General features: G+C 71.8%; 13 protein-coding genes. 2 read left to right on the top strand and 11 right to left on the bottom strand.

Annotated features, from left to right (window positions below; translation table 11 throughout):
* Positions 1 to 6: 6 nt before the first annotated feature.
* The 6 genes from ftsH to ACFRAC_RS23085 form a co-directional block, all read right to left on the bottom strand.
* Positions 7 to 1,944 carry an ATP-dependent zinc metalloprotease FtsH gene (gene ftsH, locus ACFRAC_RS23060; protein WP_382926694.1) on the bottom strand — a complete coding sequence of 646 codons (1,938 nt, stop codon included), beginning with the start codon at positions 1,942 to 1,944 and terminating at the stop codon, positions 7 to 9.
* A gap of 90 nt (positions 1,945 to 2,034) precedes the next feature.
* Positions 2,035 to 3,588, bottom strand: a complete 1,554-nt coding sequence (ffh, locus tag ACFRAC_RS23065; RefSeq protein ID WP_382926697.1) for a signal recognition particle protein — start codon at positions 3,586 to 3,588, stop codon at positions 2,035 to 2,037.
* 84 nt (positions 3,589 to 3,672) lie between these two features.
* A complete protein-coding gene (locus ACFRAC_RS23070; protein WP_382926699.1) occupies positions 3,673 to 6,120 on the bottom strand; it encodes a [protein-PII] uridylyltransferase in 2,448 nt (815 codons plus the stop codon).
* 25 nt (positions 6,121 to 6,145) lie between these two features.
* A complete protein-coding gene (locus tag ACFRAC_RS23075) occupies positions 6,146 to 6,484 on the bottom strand; it encodes a P-II family nitrogen regulator (RefSeq protein ID WP_003997576.1) in 339 nt (112 codons plus the stop codon).
* On the bottom strand, positions 6,481 to 7,827 hold the full coding sequence (locus tag ACFRAC_RS23080; RefSeq protein ID WP_382926702.1) for an ammonium transporter: 1,347 nt from the start codon (positions 7,825 to 7,827) through the stop codon (positions 6,481 to 6,483). Before ACFRAC_RS23080 ends, ACFRAC_RS23075 begins: the two co-directional genes overlap by 4 nt.
* 332 nt (positions 7,828 to 8,159) lie before the next feature.
* On the bottom strand, positions 8,160 to 9,653 hold the full coding sequence (locus tag ACFRAC_RS23085; protein WP_382926703.1) for a hypothetical protein: 1,494 nt from the start codon (positions 9,651 to 9,653) through the stop codon (positions 8,160 to 8,162).
* A 459-nt stretch (positions 9,654 to 10,112) separates the two neighbouring features.
* Here ACFRAC_RS23085 and ACFRAC_RS23090 point away from each other — a divergent pair, with 459 nt between their 5' ends.
* On the top strand, positions 10,113 to 10,769 hold the full coding sequence (locus ACFRAC_RS23090) for a bifunctional DNA primase/polymerase (protein WP_382926706.1): 657 nt from the start codon (positions 10,113 to 10,115) through the stop codon (positions 10,767 to 10,769).
* Between the two features lie 99 nt (positions 10,770 to 10,868).
* Here the strand turns inward: ACFRAC_RS23090 and ftsY are convergent, their stop codons facing one another.
* Positions 10,869 to 12,077 (bottom strand): signal recognition particle-docking protein FtsY, encoded by a 1,209-nt coding sequence (gene ftsY, locus ACFRAC_RS23095; RefSeq protein ID WP_382926709.1) that lies wholly within the window; start codon positions 12,075 to 12,077, stop codon positions 10,869 to 10,871.
* Positions 12,078 to 12,184: 107 nt separating this feature from the next.
* Between ftsY and ACFRAC_RS23100 the strand changes: the two genes are divergently transcribed.
* The gene (locus ACFRAC_RS23100; RefSeq protein WP_382926711.1) at positions 12,185 to 13,156 is read left to right on the top strand and encodes an LLM class flavin-dependent oxidoreductase; all 972 of its coding nucleotides are present in this window, start codon (positions 12,185 to 12,187) and stop codon (positions 13,154 to 13,156) included.
* Positions 13,157 to 13,272: 116 nt separating this feature from the next.
* On the opposite strand, the gene ACFRAC_RS23105 is transcribed toward ACFRAC_RS23100, so the two are convergent.
* The 4 genes from ACFRAC_RS23105 to ACFRAC_RS23120 form a co-directional block, all read right to left on the bottom strand.
* Positions 13,273 to 14,688: a sugar porter family MFS transporter gene (locus ACFRAC_RS23105; protein ID WP_382926714.1), complete on the bottom strand. Its 1,416-nt coding sequence runs from the start codon at positions 14,686 to 14,688 to the stop codon at positions 13,273 to 13,275.
* 234 nt (positions 14,689 to 14,922) lie between these two features.
* Complete coding sequence (gene smc / locus ACFRAC_RS23110; protein WP_382926716.1) at positions 14,923 to 18,477, bottom strand: chromosome segregation protein SMC; 3,555 nt, start codon at positions 18,475 to 18,477, stop codon at positions 14,923 to 14,925.
* 253 nt (positions 18,478 to 18,730) lie between these two features.
* On the bottom strand, positions 18,731 to 18,934 hold the full coding sequence (locus ACFRAC_RS23115) for a hypothetical protein (RefSeq protein WP_055623302.1): 204 nt from the start codon (positions 18,932 to 18,934) through the stop codon (positions 18,731 to 18,733).
* Between the two features lie 382 nt (positions 18,935 to 19,316).
* A complete protein-coding gene (locus tag ACFRAC_RS23120; protein WP_382926720.1) occupies positions 19,317 to 19,598 on the bottom strand; it encodes an acylphosphatase in 282 nt (93 codons plus the stop codon).
* Positions 19,599 to 19,729 lie beyond the last annotated feature (131 nt).

The raw sequence follows: 19,729 nt of genomic DNA on the forward strand, positions 1-19,729 counted from the left end.
GGTCCGCTACGCGGCGTCGTCCTTCGGCGGCCACGGGATGCCGGCGACCCGGTAGGCGTCGGCCTCCTCCAGGGTCTCCTGCTCCAGCAGGGCCTGCGCCAGGGCGTCCAGCCGGCCTCGGTGCTCGCGGAGTGTGTGGCGGGCCTCCTCGTAGCAGGCGTCGACGATGCGGCGCATCTCGGTGTCGATGACGTCCAGGGTGTGGGGGGCCGCGGAGAGCCCGTACGCCTGCTGGGCGTCGCTCGGCAGGGCGGACAGCCGGCCGACCCGTTCGCTCATGCCCCAGCGGGCGACCATGCCGCGGGCGATGGCGGTGACCTGTTCGAGGTCGCTCTCCGCGCCGGTGGTGACGACGCCGTAGATCTCCTCCTCGGCGGCCATGCCGCCCAGGGCGCCGATGATGCGTCCGCGCAGGTACTCCTCGGAGTGCGCGTACCGCTCCACCTCCGGGGTGGACATGGTGACGCCGAGGGCCCGGCCGCGCGGCACGATGGTGACCTTGCGGACCGGGTCGGCGCCGGGCTGGAGCATGCCGAGCAGGGCGTGGCCGCTCTCGTGGTAGGCGGTGCGCCGCCGGTCCTCCTCGGTCATCACAATGGTGCGTTCGGCGCCGAGCTGCACCTTCTCCAGCGCCTCGGACAGATCCCTGGCCGTCACCTGGGACTGGCCCCTGCGGACCGCGAGCAGCGCGCCCTCGTTGGCGAGGTTGGCCAGGTCCGCGCCGGTCATGCCGGGCGTGGTGCGGGCCAGCTGGGCCAGGTCCACGTCGTCGGCGAGCGGGATGTCGCGGGTGTGGATGCGCAGGATGGCCTCGCGGCCGCGGCGGTCCGGCGGGGAGACGTTGACGACGCGGTCGAAGCGGCCGGGCCGGGTCAGCGCGGGGTCGAGGATGTCGGCGCGGTTGGTGGCCGCGAGGACGACGACGCCCTCGGAGCCGGTGAAGCCGTCCATCTCGGTGAGGATCTGGTTCAGGGTCTGCTCGCGCTCGTCGTGGCCGCCGACCGAGGCGCCGCCGCTGCGGACCCGTCCGATGGTGTCGATCTCGTCGATGAAGATGATCGACGGTGCCACTTTGCGGGCCTCGGCGAAGAGCTCACGGACGCGGGACGCGCCGACGCCGACGATCATCTCGATGAACTCGGAGGCGGAGGCGGAGAAGAACGGCACGCCCGCCTCGCCGGCCACGGCCCGCGCGAGCAGGGTCTTGCCGGTGCCGGGCGGGCCCGCGAGGAGGACGCCGCGGGGCATCTTCGCGCCCATCGCGCGGTAGGCGTCGGGGTGTTCCAGGAAGTCGACGACGTCGTCGAGTTCGCCCTTGACCTCGTCGATGCCGGCGACGTCGGCGAAGGTGGTGCGGTGCCGGCCCGGCAGCAGCTCGACGGGTTTGGGCGGCGGCTTGCGCCCGAACATGCCGCCGGCACCGCCGCGGCCCGGGCCGAACCGCCGGGCGATGAAGATCCACACCGCGACGATGACGACGATCGGCGCGAGGGAGATCAACAGGTTGGTGAGGACACCGCGCTCCTTGACGACCGGCTCCGCGGTCACGGTGACACCCCGGCTGTTGAGCTCCCGCCAGAGGTCGTCCTCGGCGAACGAGGGGCGCTGGGTGTGGAACTTGGTGTACGTCCCGCCGTCGCCGGGGGCGTCCCGGGCCTTCTTGAGCTCGCCCTGGATGGCGTCGCCCTTGGAGTAGATCTTGGAGATGTTGCCCGCCTCGACCTGCCTGCTGAACTCGGTGTACGAGATCGTCGGCTCGTTGCCCCGGTCGAGGTAGTTCAGGCCCACGTAGGCGAGCAGGAACACGACCACCACGGTGACGGCCAGCCCCCACCAACGGCCGCGCATCCTGCGGCCGCCGGACCGCCCGGACGGCTCCTCCGGTGTGCCCTCGGTGCGCCACGGCTGTTCCGGATCCTTCCGTCGTGGCGCGGTATCGCTCATATCTGGACGTTACGGCAGTCGCCGGGCCTCGGCATGCGCAGAGGGCGCCCCTCCCGAAGGAGAGACGCCCTGCGCGACGTACGGGAGCGGTCAGCCCATGAACTTCTTGAACTCGTCCGGGAGCTCGAAGTCCTTGCCGGGCTGCTGGCCCGGCACGCCGAAGGCCCCGCCGCCCTGCGCGGCGGCGGCGCGGCGGGCGGCCTCCTCCTGCTCCTGCTGCTTGCGCTTCATCGGGTTGCCGGAGCGCTGCTTGCCCTTGGCCTTCTTCGGCTGCTTCTTGCTACGGCCGGGGCCCCCGCCCATGCCCGGCATCCCCGGCATGCCGGGCATCCCGCCGCCCTGGGCCATGCGGGACATCATCTTGCGGGCCTCGAAGAACCGCTCGACCAGGTTCTTGACGGCGCTGACCTCGACGCCGGAGCCCTTGGCGATACGGGCGCGCCGCGAGCCGTTGATGATCGTCGGGTCCTGGCGCTCGCCCGGCGTCATCGACTTGATGATCGCGGCGGTGCGGTCGACGTCCCGCTCGTCGAGGTTGTTGATCTGGTCCTTGATCTGGCCCATGCCGGGCAGCATGCCGAGCAGCTTGCTGATGCTGCCCATCTTCCGGACCTGCTCCATCTGGGCCAGGAAGTCGTCCAGGGTGAAGTCCTGGCCCTTCTTGGACGCCAGCTTGGAGGCCATCTTCTCGGCCTCTTCCTGGCTGAACGTCTTCTCCGCCTGCTCGATCAGGGTGAGCAGGTCACCCATGTCGAGGATGCGGGAGGCCATCCGGTCGGGGTGGAAGGCGTCGAAGTCGTCGAGCTTCTCGCCGTTGGAGGCGAACATGATCGGCTTGCCGGTGATCTGCCGGATCGACAGGGCCGCACCACCGCGGGCGTCACCGTCGAGCTTGGAGAGCACCACACCGTCGAAGCCGACACCGTCGCGGAAGGCCTCGGCGGTGTTGACCGCGTCCTGACCGATCATCGCGTCGACGACGAAGAGGATCTCGTCCGGGGAGACGGCGTCGCGGATGTCCGCGGCCTGCCGCATCATCTCCTGGTCGATGCCGAGACGGCCGGCGGTGTCGACGATGACGATGTCGTGGACACGGGACTTGGCGAAGTCGATCGAGTCCCTGGCGACCTTGACCGGGTCGCCGACGCCGTTGCCCGGCTCGGGCGCGTAGACCGCGACACCGGCGCGCTCGGCGACGACGCTGAGCTGGTTCACGGCGTTCGGGCGCTGGAGGTCGGCGGCGACCAGCAGCGGCGAGTGGCCCTGCTCCTTCAGCCAGCGGCCGAGCTTGCCCGCGAGGGTGGTCTTACCGGCACCCTGCAGACCGGCCAGCATGATCACGGTGGGCGGCTGCTTGGCGAAGCGCAGCCGGCGGGTCTCGCCGCCCAGGATCGTGACGAGCTCGTCGTTGACGATCTTCAGGACCTGCTGCGCCGGGTTCAGCGCCCGGGAGACCTCGGCACCGAGGGCCCGCTCCTTGACGTTCTTGATGAACGTCCGCACGACGGGCAGCGCCACGTCCGCTTCGAGGAGCGCGATACGGATCTCGCGCGCGGTGGCGTCGATGTCCGCTTCGGAGAGCCGTCCCTTGCCACGCAGGTTCTTGAACGTCGCTGAGAGGCGATCGGAAAGAGTATCGAACACGGCGCTCGCGGTCCTCGGGGTCGGTGGCAGCTGGGAATCGCCCTCCAGAGTATCCCGGCGACACAGGTGACCGGGATCCCCCGGTCAGCCCCGCAGCGTCTCCTCCAGCTTGCGGGCCACGGACACGGCCTCCTCGTCGGGCAGGGGCGCGCCCTCGGGACCTGTGACGTAGAACGCGTCGACGGCGTTGGCGCCCAGCGTGCTGACGTGCGCGCTGCGCACCCGCACGCTCGCGTCCTCCAGCGCGCGGCCGATCCGGAACAGCAGGCCCGGCGCGTCCTGGGCGCGCACCTCGATGACGGTGGCCAGCCGGGACGCCGCCGGATGCACGGTGACCCGGGGCGGCGGCGCCATGACACCCCGCCGGCGCGGGTAGGCGGCGTCCCGCTCCGCGAGCTTCCCGGCGATGTCCAGGGAGCCGTCCAGCGCCCGGACGAGGTCGGCGCGCAGCCGGGTCGCCTGCGGCAGGGAGCCGTACTCGGCGGCGACCCGCCAGTTCAGCAGGAGGACGGAGCCGTCGACGCCGTCGGGCAGGTCCAGGGCCCTCAGCTCGGCGGTGCGCACGGTCAGCCGGTGCATGGCGAGGACGCCCGCGACGGCGGGCAGCACGCCCGGCTGGTCGGGGACGGCGATCAGGAGCTCGACACCGAGGGGCTCCGGGTCCCCGGCGAGTCCGTCCCCGGCCGGTGGCTCCGTCTGGGCGCGCAGCGCCAGGACGGGGCTGCCGACGGCGATCGCCTCGAGGGCGAGACGTTCCTGCTCGGCGGTGGGCGCGGCGGCCTCGGGCTCGTCCGGGACGTCCCCGGCGAGTACCGCGCCGACCCGTTTGACCAGGTCGGCGACGAGGGAGCCGCGCCACGCCGACCAGGCGGCGGGGCCGGTGGCCAGGGCGTCCGCCTCGGTCAGGGCGTGCAGCAGCTCCAGCGTGCCGGGCGTGCCGACCGCGTCCGCGACCGCGCGGACGGTAGCCGGGTCCTCCAGGTCGCGCCGGGTGGCCGTCTCGACGAGCAGCAGGTGGTGGCGGACCAGGGTAGACAGGACCGCCACGTCGTCGCGGTCGAAGCCGATCCGGGCGGCCATGTCCTTGACGATGATCTCGCCGGCCACCGAGTGGTCGCCGGGCCAGCCTTTGCCGATGTCGTGCAGCAGCGCGGCGACCAGCAGCAGGTCGGGACGGTGGACGCGGCGGGTGAACCCGGAGGCGCGCACGGCGGTCTCGATGAGGTGCCGGTCGACGGTCCAGATGTGGACGGCGTTGCGCTGCGGGCGGCAGCGCACCCGTTCCCAGTCGGGCAGGAAGTGGGTGATCAGCCCCTCGGCCTCCAGCGCCTCCCAGACCTCCACGGTCGGCCGGCCCGAGCCCAGCAGGGTGACGAGCTGTTCGCGTGCCTCGGCGGGCCAGGGGGTGGGCAGCGGGCGCACCCCGGTCGCCATGCGCCGGACGGCGTGCAGGGAGAGCGGGAGCCCGGCCTGGGCGGCGGCCGCCGCGGCGCGCAGCGGGAGCACGGGGTCGCGGTCGGGGCGCGCGGCGCGGGCGAGCACCACCTCGCCGTCCTGCTCGACGACGCCCTCGGCCAGCGGGGAGCGTTCCGCGGTGGGCTTCCCGCCGCCCAGCATGGCCCGCAGCCTCGGCCGTACCGCGCGGGCCCGCAGCACACGGCCCACCTCGCGCCAGGTGACGTCGCTGGCGTACGAGATGACCCGGGCCGCCTCGTACACCTGGCGCAGCAGGGTGTCGGCGTCGAGCAGGCCCAGTTCGGCGGCGACCTGGTCCTGCTCCTGCAGGGCGAGGCGGTCGGTGGCCCGGCCGGTGGCCAGGTGCAGCGCGTCCCGGACGTCGAGCAGCCGGCGCCGGGCGTCGGCGAGGCCCTCGCGGGGGGCGTCCGCCAGCCAGGAGGCGGCGACGGCGCGCAGGATGGTGGCGTCCCGCAGTCCGCCGCGGGCCTCCTTGAGGTCGGGTTCCAGCAGGTACTGGAGTTCGCCCTGACGCTGGGCGCGCTCGGCGGACAGCTCCTGGAGCTCGGGCAGCCGCTTGGCCGCCTGGTTGCGCCAGTCGGCGAGGACGGCGGTGCGCAGTCCCGTGGTGAGGCCGAGGTCGCCCGCGATGTGCCGGGCGTCCAGCAGGCCCAGCTGCACCTTGAGGTCGTCGGCGGCGGTCTTGCGGGCCTCGGCGGGGGTGCGCACGGAGTGGTCGAGGGCGAGGCCGAGGTCCCAGACCGGGTACCAGATCCGGTCGGCGAGGGCGGCGACCGCCGTGCCGTCGCCTCCGTCATGCAGCAGGAGGAGGTCCAGGTCGCTGCGCGGGGACAGCTCGCCGCGGCCGTAGCCGCCGACGGCGACCAGGGCGACGCCCCGCATGCCTCCGGCGCCCGCGGCGAACAGGCCGTTCAGCCACTCGTCGGTGAGCTGGGCGAGGGCGGAGCGGCGCGGCGGCCCGGACCGCACCCCCTCGGTGAGGAGGCGCAGCCGGGCCGCCGCGTAGCCGCTGGGTCCCGAGTCCTCTGCTTCGTCACGCACATCCGTACTCGACACCCGGCAGCTCCTGTTCTTCTTCTGTTCAGAGCGCGTCGGGACCGCGCTCGCCGGTCCTGACGCGTACGGCCGTCTCGACCGGCAGGGACCAGACCTTGCCGTCACCGATCTTGCCGGTGCGGGCCGCCTTGACGATGACGTCGATCAGCTGCTCGGCGTCGTCGTCCTCGGCCAGGACCTCGATGCGGATCTTCGGGACCAGGTCGACGGTGTACTCGGCACCGCGGTAGACCTCGGTGTGCCCCCGCTGACGACCGTAACCGCTGGCCTCGGTGACCGTCAGGCCGTGCACTCCGAAAGCCTGGAGGGCTTCCTTGATCTCGTCGAGCCGGTGGGGCTTGACGACGGCGGTGATGAGCTTCATGCGTCCACCTTCTTGCTCTCGGCCGCGGCGACCGGGGCAGGGGCCGCGGCGGTACGGGCGGCACCGCCACCGGCACCGCTGAAGTCGTATGCGGTCTCGGCGTGCTCGGCCTGGTCGATGCCTGCGATCTCCTCGTCCTCGGAGACGCGCATCCCGATCGTCTTGTCGAGCAGGAAGGCGAGGACCGCGGAGGCGACCAGCGAGTAGGCGAGGACGCCGAAGACACCGGCGCACTGCTTCCAGAACTGGGCCAGGCCGCCGCCGTAGAAGAGGCCGGCCACGTCGGACTGGCCGCCGCCGGTGGCGAAGAAGCCGATGAGCAGGGAGCCGATGACGCCGCCGACGAGGTGGACGCCGACGACGTCGAGGGAGTCGTCGTAGCCGAACCTGTACTTCAGGCCGACCGCCATGGCGCACACGACACCGGCGATGAGGCCGACCGCGATGGCGCCGAGCGGGGAGACCGCGCCGCCCGACGGGGTGATGGCGACGAGGCCCGCGACCGCGCCGGAGGCGGCACCGAGGGTGGTGAACGCGCCGTGGCGGATCTTCTCGTAGGCGAGCCAGCCGAGGACGGCGGCAGCGGTCGCGACCTGCGTGTTGACGAACATCAGCGCGCCGACGCCGTCGTCGTTGCCGAGCCACGAACCGGCGTTGAAGCCGAACCAGCCGAACCACAGCAGACCGGCGCCGAGCATGACCAGCGGGAGGCTGTGCGGGCGCATCGGGTCCTTCTTGAAGCCGACGCGCTTGCCGATGACCAGGATCACGCCGAGCGCCGCGGCACCCGCGTTGATGTGGACGGCCGTACCGCCGGCGAAGTCGATCACACCGAGCTCGAAGGCCCAGCCGCCCGCCCCCCAGACCCAGTGGGCGACCGGGAAGTACACGATCGTGACCCACAGCGTGATGAACAGGGCCCACGCGGAGAACTTCACGCGGTCCGCGAGCGCGCCGCTGATCAGGGCGGGCGTGATGACGGCGAACATCAACTGGAAGACGGCGAAGACGTAGACCGGGATGGTGTAGCCGTCCCAGAGCTGCGTCAGCCCGACCCCGCTGAGGCCCACGAAGTCGGAGGACCAGCCGATGAGGCTGCCGGAGTCGGTGCCGAACGCCAGGGAGAAGCCGTACAGCACCCACAGGATGGTGACGATCCCCAGGCTGATGAAGCTCATCATCAGCATGTTCAGGGTGCTCTTGACGCGGACCATGCCTCCGTAGAAGAAGGCCAGGCCCGGGGTCATGAGCATCACCAGGGCGGAACAGATGAGCATGAAGCCTGTGTTGGCGGACGACAGCGTGGGTGCGTCCGCCGCAAGCGTGATGGCGGCTGATGCCATCGGCGTCTCCTCGTCGTTGGTACGGCCCCGTGCGGGCGAAGCCTGAGCGGAATGAGGGGTGGGCCGGTTATGCGCCAAGAGATTGGCGCAGCGCGGTTTCGGTGGGAGCCCCTCGTTGTTTCGCCGCCGTGACGAAGGCACCTCGCGTGTTACGCGTCGATGAACTGCCGGATCCGGGTCCGCCGGATCGTTATCGTGGCGCAACCTTCGTGGAGGGATGCAAACCGGCCGCGGTCGGCCTTCCGATGACCTGGCATGGGGGAGCCGAGTCGGGCAGTTCGGGAGGGCCGGCCGCGGCCGGGGTCAGGGGTGCCCTGGGCACACGCGCGTGGTCAGACCGCCTCCGCGGTCTCGGGCAGTTCCACGGCGAGCTTCTCGTTGAGGTCCACGACCTCGGCCAGTGCCCCGAAGTCGCGTACGGCCGTGTCGACCGTCTTTCGGATACGAGTGTTCACACGTTCGGAGCGGACCTTCTTGGCGATCCGCATGGCGCGCTCGGCGTAGCCCACGCTCTGCTCGGGCTCGCGCCGCAGCAGGTGCACGGTGGCCATGCCGATGAGGTTCAGCGCGTACGACCGCTGGTGCTCGCCGTCCTGGGCGAACAGGTCCACGGCGCGCTGCATCACGGGTTCGGCGAGCGAGGCGTACGCGGGGCTGCGGCCGGCCACATAGGCCAGGTCGCGGAAGGAGTGGGAGTTCTCCCCGTACAGCTCGGCCTCGGAGAAGAAGCGGATCCAGTCGGGGTCCGGCTCGTCCCACTCGTCGGCCTCGGCGAAGGTGTCCTCGGCCATCCGGACGGCCCGCTTGCACTTGCCGGGCTGGCCCATGTTGGCGTAGGCGCGGGCCTCCATCGCATACAGCATCGACTGGGTGCGGGGGCTCGCGCAGTCCCGGCTGCCGTACTGCGCGAGGTGGATCAGCTCCAGGGCGTCGTCGGGCCGGCCGAGGTGGATCATCTGGCGGCTCATGCTGGACAGGACGTACGACCCGAGCGGCCGGTCACCGGCCTCCTTGGCGGCGTGCAGCGCGAGGACGAAGTACTTCTGCGCGGTGGGCTGGAGCCCGACGTCGTACGACATCCAGCCGGCCAGCTCGGCCAGCTCGGCGGCGACCTTGAACAGCTTCCGGGTGGTGGCCTCGGGCTGGGGCTCCTGGAGCAGGTCGGTCACCTCGTGCAGCTGCCCGACGACGGCCTTGCGGCGCAGACCGCCCCCGCACTGGGCGTCCCACTGCCGGAACATCACCGTGGTGGACTGCAGCAGGTCCAGCTCGGGCTTGGACAGGCGCCCGCGGGCCCGGGAGGACGGGACGGCCCGGGAGTCGCGGTCGGCGCCGGCCGGGGCCGGGACCAGCCAGCGCTGCATCGGCTCGATCAGCGCCGGGCCCGCGGAGAGGGCGAGCGAGCTCCCGAGGAAGCCGCGCCGCGCGAGCATGAGGTCGCTGCGGGAGAACTCGCTGAGCAGGGCGACCGTCTGGGGGCCGGTCCAGGGCAGGTCGACGCCGGACACGGACGGTGCCTGGCGGGCGGTGCGCAGGCCGAGGTCCTCGACGGAGACGACGCAGCCGAACCGCTCGGAGAACAGCTCGGACAGGATCCTCGGGATCGGCTCGCGAGGGTTCTCCCCGTCCAGCCAGCGGCGGACGCGGGAGGTGTCGGTCGAGATGTGGTTGGCGCCCAACTGGCGGGCGCGGCGGTTCACTTGGCGGGCCAGCTCGCCCTTGGACCAACCGCTGCGCACGAACCAGGAGGAGAGGAGGTCGTTCGGGCGCTTGTCAGCGTGCGACGCGCCGGTGGCACTTGTACCGCTTCCGTCGTTGCCGCTCACTGGAACGCCCCCATCCCTTGGACCACTTGTCACCGAGTGCGCCAAGCCCTATCAGAATGCCGGTAAACACGGTCGCCCGTCCGGCAGTTGTCACCCTTCGAACGGAAAGCCGACTTGCCCGCGGCATACCCACAAGTGCATGTGCCCCGAGGCTCCGTGCACACACAGTAATCCTACGATCACTGGCGCAGCCATGGCGTTCGCGGAATCGCCACCATTCGCCACCCCTTCGAATGAACTCACGTACGCCGCAACGCGATTCACTTGACATAGGACGGCCGGAAGCAGGCGGAGCGGAGCATTCAGGGGCGCGTGTCACCTGCCCCACCACCCCGCACACTCCAACGAGCCGCACTGGACGACGCGGCGGCCGGGGTATCCGGCCATCCTGAGAACACAGAGGGTCACGATCCGCTTTCACGCCGTAACCAGCGGCGTGCTGGACCCGTTGGAGGGGGCATGGGCTTCACGATCGGCGGTATCCGGGAGATCCGATCCGGCGCGCGTCGGCGCGGCCGCTCCTCGGAGTGCACCACCGTGGCCGAGTTCACCGGGCTGTGGGGCTGGGACGTGGTGCCCGGCACCCGAGCCACGGGCGGCGCCTGCTCGTGCGGCCGTTCCGGCTGCGAGGCCCCCGGCGCGCACCCTCTGGACTTCGCCCCCCTCATCCCCGCCGGGGCCACGCTCGACGAGGTCAGCAAGGCGTGGTCGGAGTACCCCGGCGCCTCGGTGCTGCTCCCCGTCGGGCGGACGTTCGACGTCATCGAGGTGGCCGAGCCGGCCGGCCGCCGGGCCCTGACCCGGCTGGAGCGCATGGGACTCCCCCTCGGCCCGGTCATCGCCACCCCCGGCGGCCGCGCCCAGTTCCTGGTCGCCCCCGGCGCCGCCGCCGAGCTTCACGACCTGCTCTACCGCATGGGCTGGGACGATCGCACCCGCCTCGACCTGCACGGCCTCGGCCCCGGCAGCCACGTGACCGCGCCCCCCTCCGACCGGGGCGGCCTCGGCTCCGCCCGCTGGCTGCGGCCGCCGTCCCTGGACACGGCGACGAAGCCGCCGGCGGCTCGCCTGCTCCTCGGCACGCTGGCCTACGTGGCCCACCGCTCGCGCGCTTAGGTCGTGTCCCAGCCGTACACAGCGAAGCGCCCGCCCCCAACTGCACCTTGGGTGGCGGGCGCTTCTTCGCGCGGCGGGACGGGTTCGCGGCCGGTGGTGTCACTCCCCGATCAGGGCGTCGACGAACGCCTCGGGCTCGAACGGCGCCAGGTCGTCGGCGCCCTCGCCGAGTCCGATCAGCTTGACCGGGACACCCAGCTCGCGCTGGACGGCGATGACGATGCCGCCCTTGGCGGTGCCGTCCAGTTTGGTGAGCACGATGCCGGTGATGTCGACGACCTCGGCGAAGACACGGGCCTGCACGAGGCCGTTCTGCCCGGTGGTGGCGTCGAGCACGAGCAGCACCTCGTCGAGCGGCGCGTGCTTCTCCACGACCCGCTTGACCTTGCCGAGCTCGTCCATGAGGCCGGTCTTGGTGTGCAGCCGCCCCGCGGTGTCGATGAGGACGACGTCGGAGCCCATCTCCTTGCCCTCCTTCACCGCGTCGAAGGCGACGGAGGCGGGGTCGCCGCCCTCGGGTCCGCGCACGGTGTAGGCGCCGACGCGCTCGCCCCAGGTCTGGAGCTGGTCGGCGGCGGCGGCCCGGAAGGTGTCGGCGGCGCCGAGGACCACGCTGCGGCCGTCGGCCACGAGGACGCGGGCGAGCTTGCCGGTGGTGGTGGTCTTGCCGGTGCCGTTGACGCCGACGACCATCACGATGCCCGGCTTGCTCGCCTCGGGCTCGGTGTGGACCGTGCGGTCCATGTCGGTGCCGATGAGCTTGAGCAGCTCCTCGCGCAGCAGGCCGCGCAGCTCCTCGGGGGTGCGGGTGCCGAGCACCCTGACCCGCTCGCGCAGGCCGTCGACCAGCTCCTGGGTGGGGGCCACGCCGACGTCGGCGGTGAGCAGGGTGTCCTCGATCTCCTCCCAGGTCTCCTCGTCCAGGTGCTCGCGCGACAGGAGCGTGAGCAGCCCCTTGCCGAGGGCGTTCTGGGAGCGGGAGAGCCGGGTGCGCAGCCGGACCAGGCGGCCGGCGGTCGGTTCCGGCACCTCGATCGCGGTCGGCGGGAGTTCCTCGACGACGGGCGGTTCCTCGACGGCCGTCGTTCCGCCGCCCGGGAGATCCACCTCCTCTATGGTCCGGCGCTCTTCGTCGCGCGGTGTCTCGGCCTCGTCGCCGACGTGCGGCTCGGCCGGTGGGGCGGTGATGTCCGGGGCGGCGGGCGGCGGCGGGGGCAGCTGCTTCTTGCGGCGGGTGCCGACGACGAGCCCGCTGATCGCGCCGAGCACGACCACGGCGATGACTACAGCAAGGATGACGATGTCCATAACCCGACCAGTATCGGCCATGGAGTGCCGCGACACCCCTATGGATGTCTGACATACCGTCAGCTATGGTCCGCCGTGCCACCCGCCCCGGCGAAGGGGGAGCCCCCATGTCCGTCACGGTCGTGCGTTTCAACCTGGTCGAGCCCGACGCGACCCCGGCCTCGCTGTCCGCCCGCTACCGGGCCGCCCTGGAGATGGCCGCCTACGCCGACGGGCACGGCGTGACCACCGTCCAGACGGAGGAGCACCACGGCGCCGGCAACAACTGGCTGCCGTCCCCCTTCGCCTTCGCCTCGGCGGTCTTCGGCGCGACCCGGAACATCGCCGTCACCGTCTCCGCGATCATCGGCCCGCTGCACGATCCGCTGCGGCTCGCCGAGGAGATCGCGGTCCTGGACCTGCTGAGCGGGGGCCGGTTGGTGACGGTGGCCGGGATCGGGTACCGGCCGGAGGAGTACGCCATGTTCGACGTGGAGTGGAAGCGGCGCGGCCGGCTCCAGGACGAGCTGCTGGAGACACTGCTGCGGGCGTGGACCGGCGAGCCCTTCGCGTACCGGGGCCGTACGGTCCGGGTCACCCCGCGTCCGCTCACCGAGCCGCACCCCCCGCTGCTGGTCGGCGGCTCCTCGAAGGCCGCCGCCCGCCGGGCCGCCCGGCTCGGGCTGCCGTTCTTCCCGAGCGCGCACCTGCCGGAACTGGAGGCGTACTACACCGAGCGGCTGGCCGAGTACGGAACGGAGGGGTGGGTGATGATGCCGGCGGCCGAGACGCCGCTGCTGCATCTGGCCGAGGACCCCGACCGGGCCTGGGCCGTGTACGGCCGGCACTTTCTGCACGAGGCCCGCACCTACGCCTCCTGGCAGTCCGGGGACATCCGCTCGGCGGTGCGGTCGGCGGCCACGACGGTGGCCGAGCTGCGGGCCGAGGGTGTGTACCGGATCGTCACGCCCGAGGAGTGCCTGGCGCTGGGCCTCGGCCATCACGTCCTGCACCCCCTGGCCGGTGGGATGCCGCCGGAGGAGGGGTGGCGGAGTCTGCGGCTGTTCTGCGAGCGGGTGCTGCCCGCCCTCGGTGCCTGAGCGGGCCGGTACGACGGCGCCGCCCCGGCTCGGGCAGTGGCCGAGCCGGGGCGGCGGCGGGTTACGGGGAGAGGGGGGCAGCGGGGACTTGGCCCTTCCCCCCGGGCCGGGGGCGGTCAGCCCATGTCCTCCAGCCTCTTACCCTTGGTCTCGGGCACGAACTTGAGGATGAAGGGGATGGAGAGGAAGGCGAACACCGCGTACATGACGTAGGTGAGCGACAGGTTCCACTCCGCCAGGTCCGGGAAGGTGATCGTGATCACCCAGTTGGCGATCCACTGGGCCGAGGCGGCCACGCCCAGGGCGGCGGCGCGGATCTTGTTCGGGAAGACCTCGCCGAGCATGACCCAGACGACCACGCCCCAGGACAGGGCGAAGAACAGGACGAACGCGTTGGCGGCGATCAGCGCCACGTAGCCCTGCGCGGTGGGCAGCGGGTCGTTGCCGTGCTGGAAGGAGAAGGACCAGGCGGCCGCCGCCAGGGAGACGCCCATGCCGATGGAGCCGATAAGGGCGAGCGGCTTGCGGCCGAGGCGGTCGACGAAGATCATCGCGATCACGGTGCCGAGGATGTTGACGATCGAGGTCTCGAACGAGTAGAAGAACGAGCTCGACGGGTCGACGCCGACGGACTGCCACAGCAGGTTCGAGTAGTAGAAGATGACGTTGATGCCGACCAGCTGCTGGAAGACGGACAGGCCGATACCGATCCACACGATCGGCAGCAGGCCGAAGCGGCCGCCCAGCAGGTCCCGGAACGTGGACTTGTGGTCGCTGCGCATGGCCTGGTCGATCTCGGCGACGCGGCCGTCCAGGTCGATGTCGCCCTCGACGTCGGCGAGGACCTTCTTGGCGTGGGCGATCCGGCCCACGCTGATCAGGTAGCGCGGGGACTCGGGGATGGCGAAGGAGAGCAGCCCGTAGACGAGGGCGGGCACCAGCATCACGCCGAGCATCCACTGCCAGGCCTCCAGGCCCGCGACCTCTCCGCGCTCGGCGCCGTCGGCCAGGTTGAGGATGGCCCAGTTGACGAGCTGGGAGACGGCGATGCCGATGACGATGGCGGCCTGCTGGAACGAGGCGAGCCGGCCGCGGTAGGCGGGCGGGGCGACCTCGGCGATGTAGGCGGGGCCGATGACCGACGCCATACCGATGGCGATACCGCCGAGCACACGCCAGGCGGCGAGGTCCCAGGCGGCGAAGGGCAGCGCGGACCCGACGGCGCTCACGGCGAACAGCACCGCCGCGATCTGCATGACGCGGATACGGCCGATGCGGTCGGCTATGCGGCCGGCTATCGCGGCGCCCAGGGCGCTGCCGAGCAGAGCGCTGGCCGCGACGGTCCCGGTGACGCCGGTGCTGAGGTCGAACCGGGCCTGGATGCCGCCGTTGGCTCCGTTGATGACGGAACTGTCGTAACCGAAGAGGAAGCCGCCCATGGCGGCCGCCGCGGTGATGAAGACGACGTGCCCGAGATGTTCGGGGTGAGCCGCTCTGGCTCGTGCGGGCTGCGCCTGCGCTGTGCTGGTCACGTGTAACTCCTCGGGCCACCGGCAACGCTGCCGGGTGGGGGGGTCAGCCCCTTCAGGCCGTGATACCTGAAGGAAAAAGCAACGCTGGTGACCCTATTCCTTCAACTTCCGAAGTCAATAGGCTGAGGAGTGTGACTTCGGAGACGACTCCAGCGAGCGATGTGTTCATTTCTTGAAGAAATGAAGGTGAAAGGGCAGCAGCGAAGGGTCCGGCAGGAGGGCAGGGGTGCGCTCTCAGCGCAGCCGCTGGCTGATGACCTTCGACACCCCGTCGCCCTGCATGGAGACGCCGTACAGCGCGTCGGCGACCTCCATCGTGCGCTTCTGGTGCGTGATCACGATGAGCTGCGAGGCCTCCTGCAATTCCTGCATGATGCGGATGAGCCGCTGGAGGTTGGTGTCGTCGAGGGCGGCCTCGACCTCGTCCATGACGTAGAACGGGCTCGGCCTGGCCTTGAAGATCGACACCAGCAGGGCGACGGCGGTCAGGGAGCGCTCGCCGCCGGACAGCAGGGACAGCCGCTTGACCTTCTTGCCGGGCGGCCGGGCCTCGACGTCCACGCCGGTGGTGAGCATGTTGTCCGGATCGGTTAGGACCAGGCGTCCCTCACCGCCCGGGAAGAGCCGGCTGAAGACGCCCTCGAACTCCCGTGCGGTGTCCCGGTACGCCTCGGTGAAGACCTGCTCGACGCGCTCGTCGACCTCCTTGACGACCTGGAGCAGGTCCGCGCGGGTCTTCCGCAGGTCCTCCAGTTGCTCGCTGAGGAACTGGTGCCGCTCCTCCAGCGCCGCGAACTCCTCCAGCGCGAGCGGGTTGACCTTGCCGAGCTGCTGGTAGGCGCGCTCGGCGGCCTTGAGCCGCTTCTCCTGCTCGGCGCGGACGAAGGGCTTGGGCCGGTTGCGCGGGTGCTCGGGGTCCTCCGGGAGCTGCTCCCCCTCGGCGGGCAGGGACGGCGGTACGAGCTGGTCGGGGCCGTACTCGGAGACCAGTCCCGCCGGCTCCACGCCCAGCTCCTCCAGGGCCTTGCTCTCCAGCTGCTCGATCCGCATGCGCTTCTCGGCGCCCAGGACCTCGCCGCGGTGGACGGAGTCGGTGAGCTTGTCCAGCTCCGCCTTCAGGTCCCGGCCCTCGGTGCGGGCGGCCGCCAGCTCGTGCTCGCGCCGCGCCTTGGCGGCCTCGGCGGCCGCGCGCTCCCGCTCGGCGCGGCCCAGCGAGACCTCGACGTGGGCGAGGAGCTGCCGGGCGCCGGACGCGACGGCCTCGGCGACGGCCTCCTCGTGCCGCAGCCGCGCCCGCCGCTGCTCGGCACGCGCGCGTGCCTCGCGTTCGGCGCGGGCGGCCCGGTCCAGCGAGTCGGCCCGTCCGGCGAGTCCCTTGACCCGTTCCTCGTGCGTACGGACCTGGAGGCGGGCCTCCATCTCGGTCTGCCGCGCGTTGGCGCCGTCGGCGGCCAGCCGGTCGCGCACCGAGGTGTCCGGTTCCTCCTCGACCGGCATCTCCTCGGCGACGGCGAGCCGTTCCGCCAGCTCCTCGACCTCCTGGAGCGCCCGGTCGAGCGCCTCCTGGGCCCGGGAGGCGGCGGCCACGGACCGCTCGGCCTCCCCGGCGGCGCCGCGCGCCTGCCCGGCGAGCCTGCCGAGCTGCTGGGCGACGGCCGACTTCTCCCGGTCGGCGGCCCTGCGCCGCTCCCCCAGCTCCTCGACGAGCGCGGCGCGTTCCCGGCGCCGTTCGGTGGCCGCGTGCTGCGCCTCGGTCAGCTCCTCGCACCGCACGGCCAGCTCGTCCAGCTCGGCGGCGGCCTCGTCGACGGACGCCTGCACCTCCAGCAGGCTGGGCGCACCGGCGGAGCCGCCGTGCGCGAAGTGGGCGCCGAGGAGATCGCCCTCGGCGGTGACGGCCGTCAGCTCGGAATGGGCGTGGACGAGGTCCTCGGCGTCCTCCAGGGTGCCGACGACGACGATCCCCCGCAGCAGGCGGCGTACGGCGGGCATGAGCTCGGCGGGTCCGGAGACGAGGTCGGCGGCGTAGCGTCCCGCGGGCGCGGGTGCCTGCTCCGGTGCGGGCGCGGGCGCACCGGCCGGCAGGAGCGAGGCCCGGCCCCCGTCCTGCTTGCGCAGCAGCCGGATCGCCTCGGCGGCGGCCGAGGGGGACGTCACCGCGACCGCGTCCGCCGCGGACCCGAACGCGGCGGCGAGCGCCACCTCGTGTCCCGGTGCCACCGTCAGCAGTTCCGCCGCCGGGCCGAGCAGCCCCGTCAAACGCTCGCGCGCGCCGAGCAGGGCGCCCGTGCCGTCCTTGCGGCGCAGGCCCAGGGCCAGGGCCTCGTGCCGGGCCTGGGTCGCGGCGCGGCGGCGTTCGGCTGCGGTGGCGGCCTCGCGGGCGGCCGTCAGCGCGGCCTCCGCCTCGGCGAGGCCCCGCTTGGCCGTGTCGTGCCGCTCGCCGAGCTCGGCGTCACCGGCGTCCAGCCCGTCGACCTCGGCCTTCAGGGCCTCGTACTCCTCCTGGGCGGCGACCGCCCGCTCCTGCGCCTCGTCGCGGGCGGCGGCCAGGCGGTCGATCTCGGCCTGCGCGGAGGCCGCGCGCGAGCGGGCGGCGTTGACCTGGCCGTTCAGCCGGGCGAGGCCCTCGCGGCGGTCGGCGATGGCGCGGGCGACGTCCTTCAGGCGACGCTCCTCCAGAGCGAGCTCGCGCTCCAGTTCGGCCCGGTGCGCGACCGTGTCCTCCAGGGCGCGTTCGGCCGCTTCCAGGGCCGCTTCCAGTTCGGCCTCCTGCTCGCGGATACGGGCGGCCTCCCGCTCCATGTCCTCGGGTTCGCGGCCCCGGCGTTCCTCGGGCGGCGCGGACGTGGCGCTCTTCACCCGGGCGTCGGCCAGCGAGATCGTGCCGCGCACCCGCTCGGCGAGCTGGGACAGCTCGTACCAGGTCTGCTGGGCCCGCTGGAGGCGCGGGGCGAGCCGGCGCACTTCGTCCTCCAGGGCCGTCTCCCGCTGGAGCGCCTTCTTCAGCTCCTGCTCGGCGGACTCCTTGCGGGCCTTGAGCGCGGCCTCGTCCGCGACCTCGGCGTTCAGCGCCTGGCGCAGCCGTACGAGGTCGTCGGCGAGGAGGCGCAGCCGGGCGTCGCGCAGGTCGGCCTGGATGACGGCGGCCCTGCGCGCGACGGCGGCCTGGCGGCCGAGGGGCTTGAGCTGGCGGCGGAGTTCGTCGGTGAGGTCCTGCACGCGCGCGAGGTTGGCCTGCATCGCGTCCAGCTTGCGCAGCGCCTTCTCCTTGCGCTTGCGGTGCTTGAGGACGCCGGCCGCCTCCTCGATGAAGGCGCGGCGGCCCATCGGATCGGCGTGCAGGACGGAGTCGAGCTGGCCCTGGCCGACGATGACGTGCATCTCGCGGCCGATACCGGAGTCGGAGAGCAGTTCCTGGATGTCGAGCAGCCGGCAGGTGTCGCCGTTGATCTGGTACTCGCTGCCGCCGTTGCGGAACATGATCCGCGTGATGGTGACCTCGGAGTACTCGATGGGCAGGGCCCCGTCGGAGTTGTCGATGGTCAGCGACACCTCGGCGCGGCCCAGCGGCGGGCGGCCGGTGGTGCCGGCGAAGATGACGTCCTCCATCTTGCCGCCGCGCAGCGACTTGGCGCCCTGCTCGCCCATGACCCAGCTGAGCGCGTCCACGACGTTGGACTTGCCCGAGCCGTTCGGTCCGACGACGCACGTGATCCCCGGCTCGAACCGGAGCGTGGTCGCCGAGGCGAACGACTTGAACCCGCGGAGGGTCAGGGCCTTGAGGTGCACGCCGCCGGACTCTACCGTCCGGCGATGTCCCGCTCCATGAACGTGCGGTTTCGCCGGTGAACGCTGAGGGCACACCAGACGTTGAAGAAGGTGAAAGGATGCGCGGGGCAATAAGACGGGGGGAAAGAAAGAAGGGACGCCGAAGCGTCCCTTGCATTTTCTGACGACTGGAAGCCCAGTCGTCCGACGGATTGCCGAGCGGTTGATACGGGCCGCCCGACCACTGCCGTGCTTTCGTGGAGCGATGCAGTGATCAGGTGAGCGCAGGCTCCGCCTGGTGTGCGTCGATGCTCTCCATGATCCTGTCGTGAGAAGCGGCAGCCGTCAGCGCCTCGTTCTCGGCCTGGATCCGTACGAGCTCGGATTCCAGGTCCTGGACACGCTGCTGGAGCCGTCGCATCTCGGCGAGGAGTCGCGGGTCGGAGCCGCCGACGTAACCGAGAAGCGCCTTTGCCATGATGGATGGTCCTCCACACTGAGTGACCGACCGATGCGGTGTGGGTCGTGAGGGATTCGCACCCGTGGTTGCTTGACGGGGCGTGGGTTGTACTGCCGTTCAGCCACGCCAAACAGCCGAGGTGCGCGGGGACTTTCAGCGTCTCACCAAAAAGTTTGACGGTCAACACGATCACGCCCCGTATTGGCGGGCGAACCCGGGGGCACACGGCCGGACGGCGGCACGCGGCGACTCCTGCGGGCCCCTCGGGGCGTGACGATCACCGTGAGAGCGGAGCTTGCCACTACGCGCGGTTCTTTGGCAACCACCTGCTCATTTCTGCTTCGGGCAGGTGCCGGTGGCATGTCCCTCCGCTTCCGCGGGGCCGGCGTGCGGCCCCGCGTCACCGGACGGCGAAGCCGTCGTAGCCGCCGCGGGGTGTGTCCCAGATCTCGGTGACGCCGTCCACCCGCCCGGGCGTGTCGGCTCCCCGGAGCCAGTCGAGCAGCCCCTCGCAGCTCTTTCGGGGGCCCTCGGCGACCACCTGGACCCGGCCGTCGTCCAAATTGAGAGCAAAACCACTCAGGCCGCCGATCTCGAGCGCCTTGGCCCGCGTGAACCAGCGAAAACCCACACCCTGGACACGTCCACGCACCCAGGCGACCAGCCGCACATCCTCGCTCATGACTGCAACCTAACGGGCCAATGTCCCTCGGGGCACTTCCTCCCCTGGCGCCATGCGGTACCGTCCCGACCCAATGAATCTCATGTGAAACTCACCTGATCGTGTGAGTTCCGTGAGGGCATGAAGACGCA

This window comes from Streptomyces sp. NPDC056628, from assembly GCF_042792555.1.
Classification (GTDB): Bacteria; Actinomycetota; Actinomycetes; order Streptomycetales; family Streptomycetaceae; genus Streptomyces.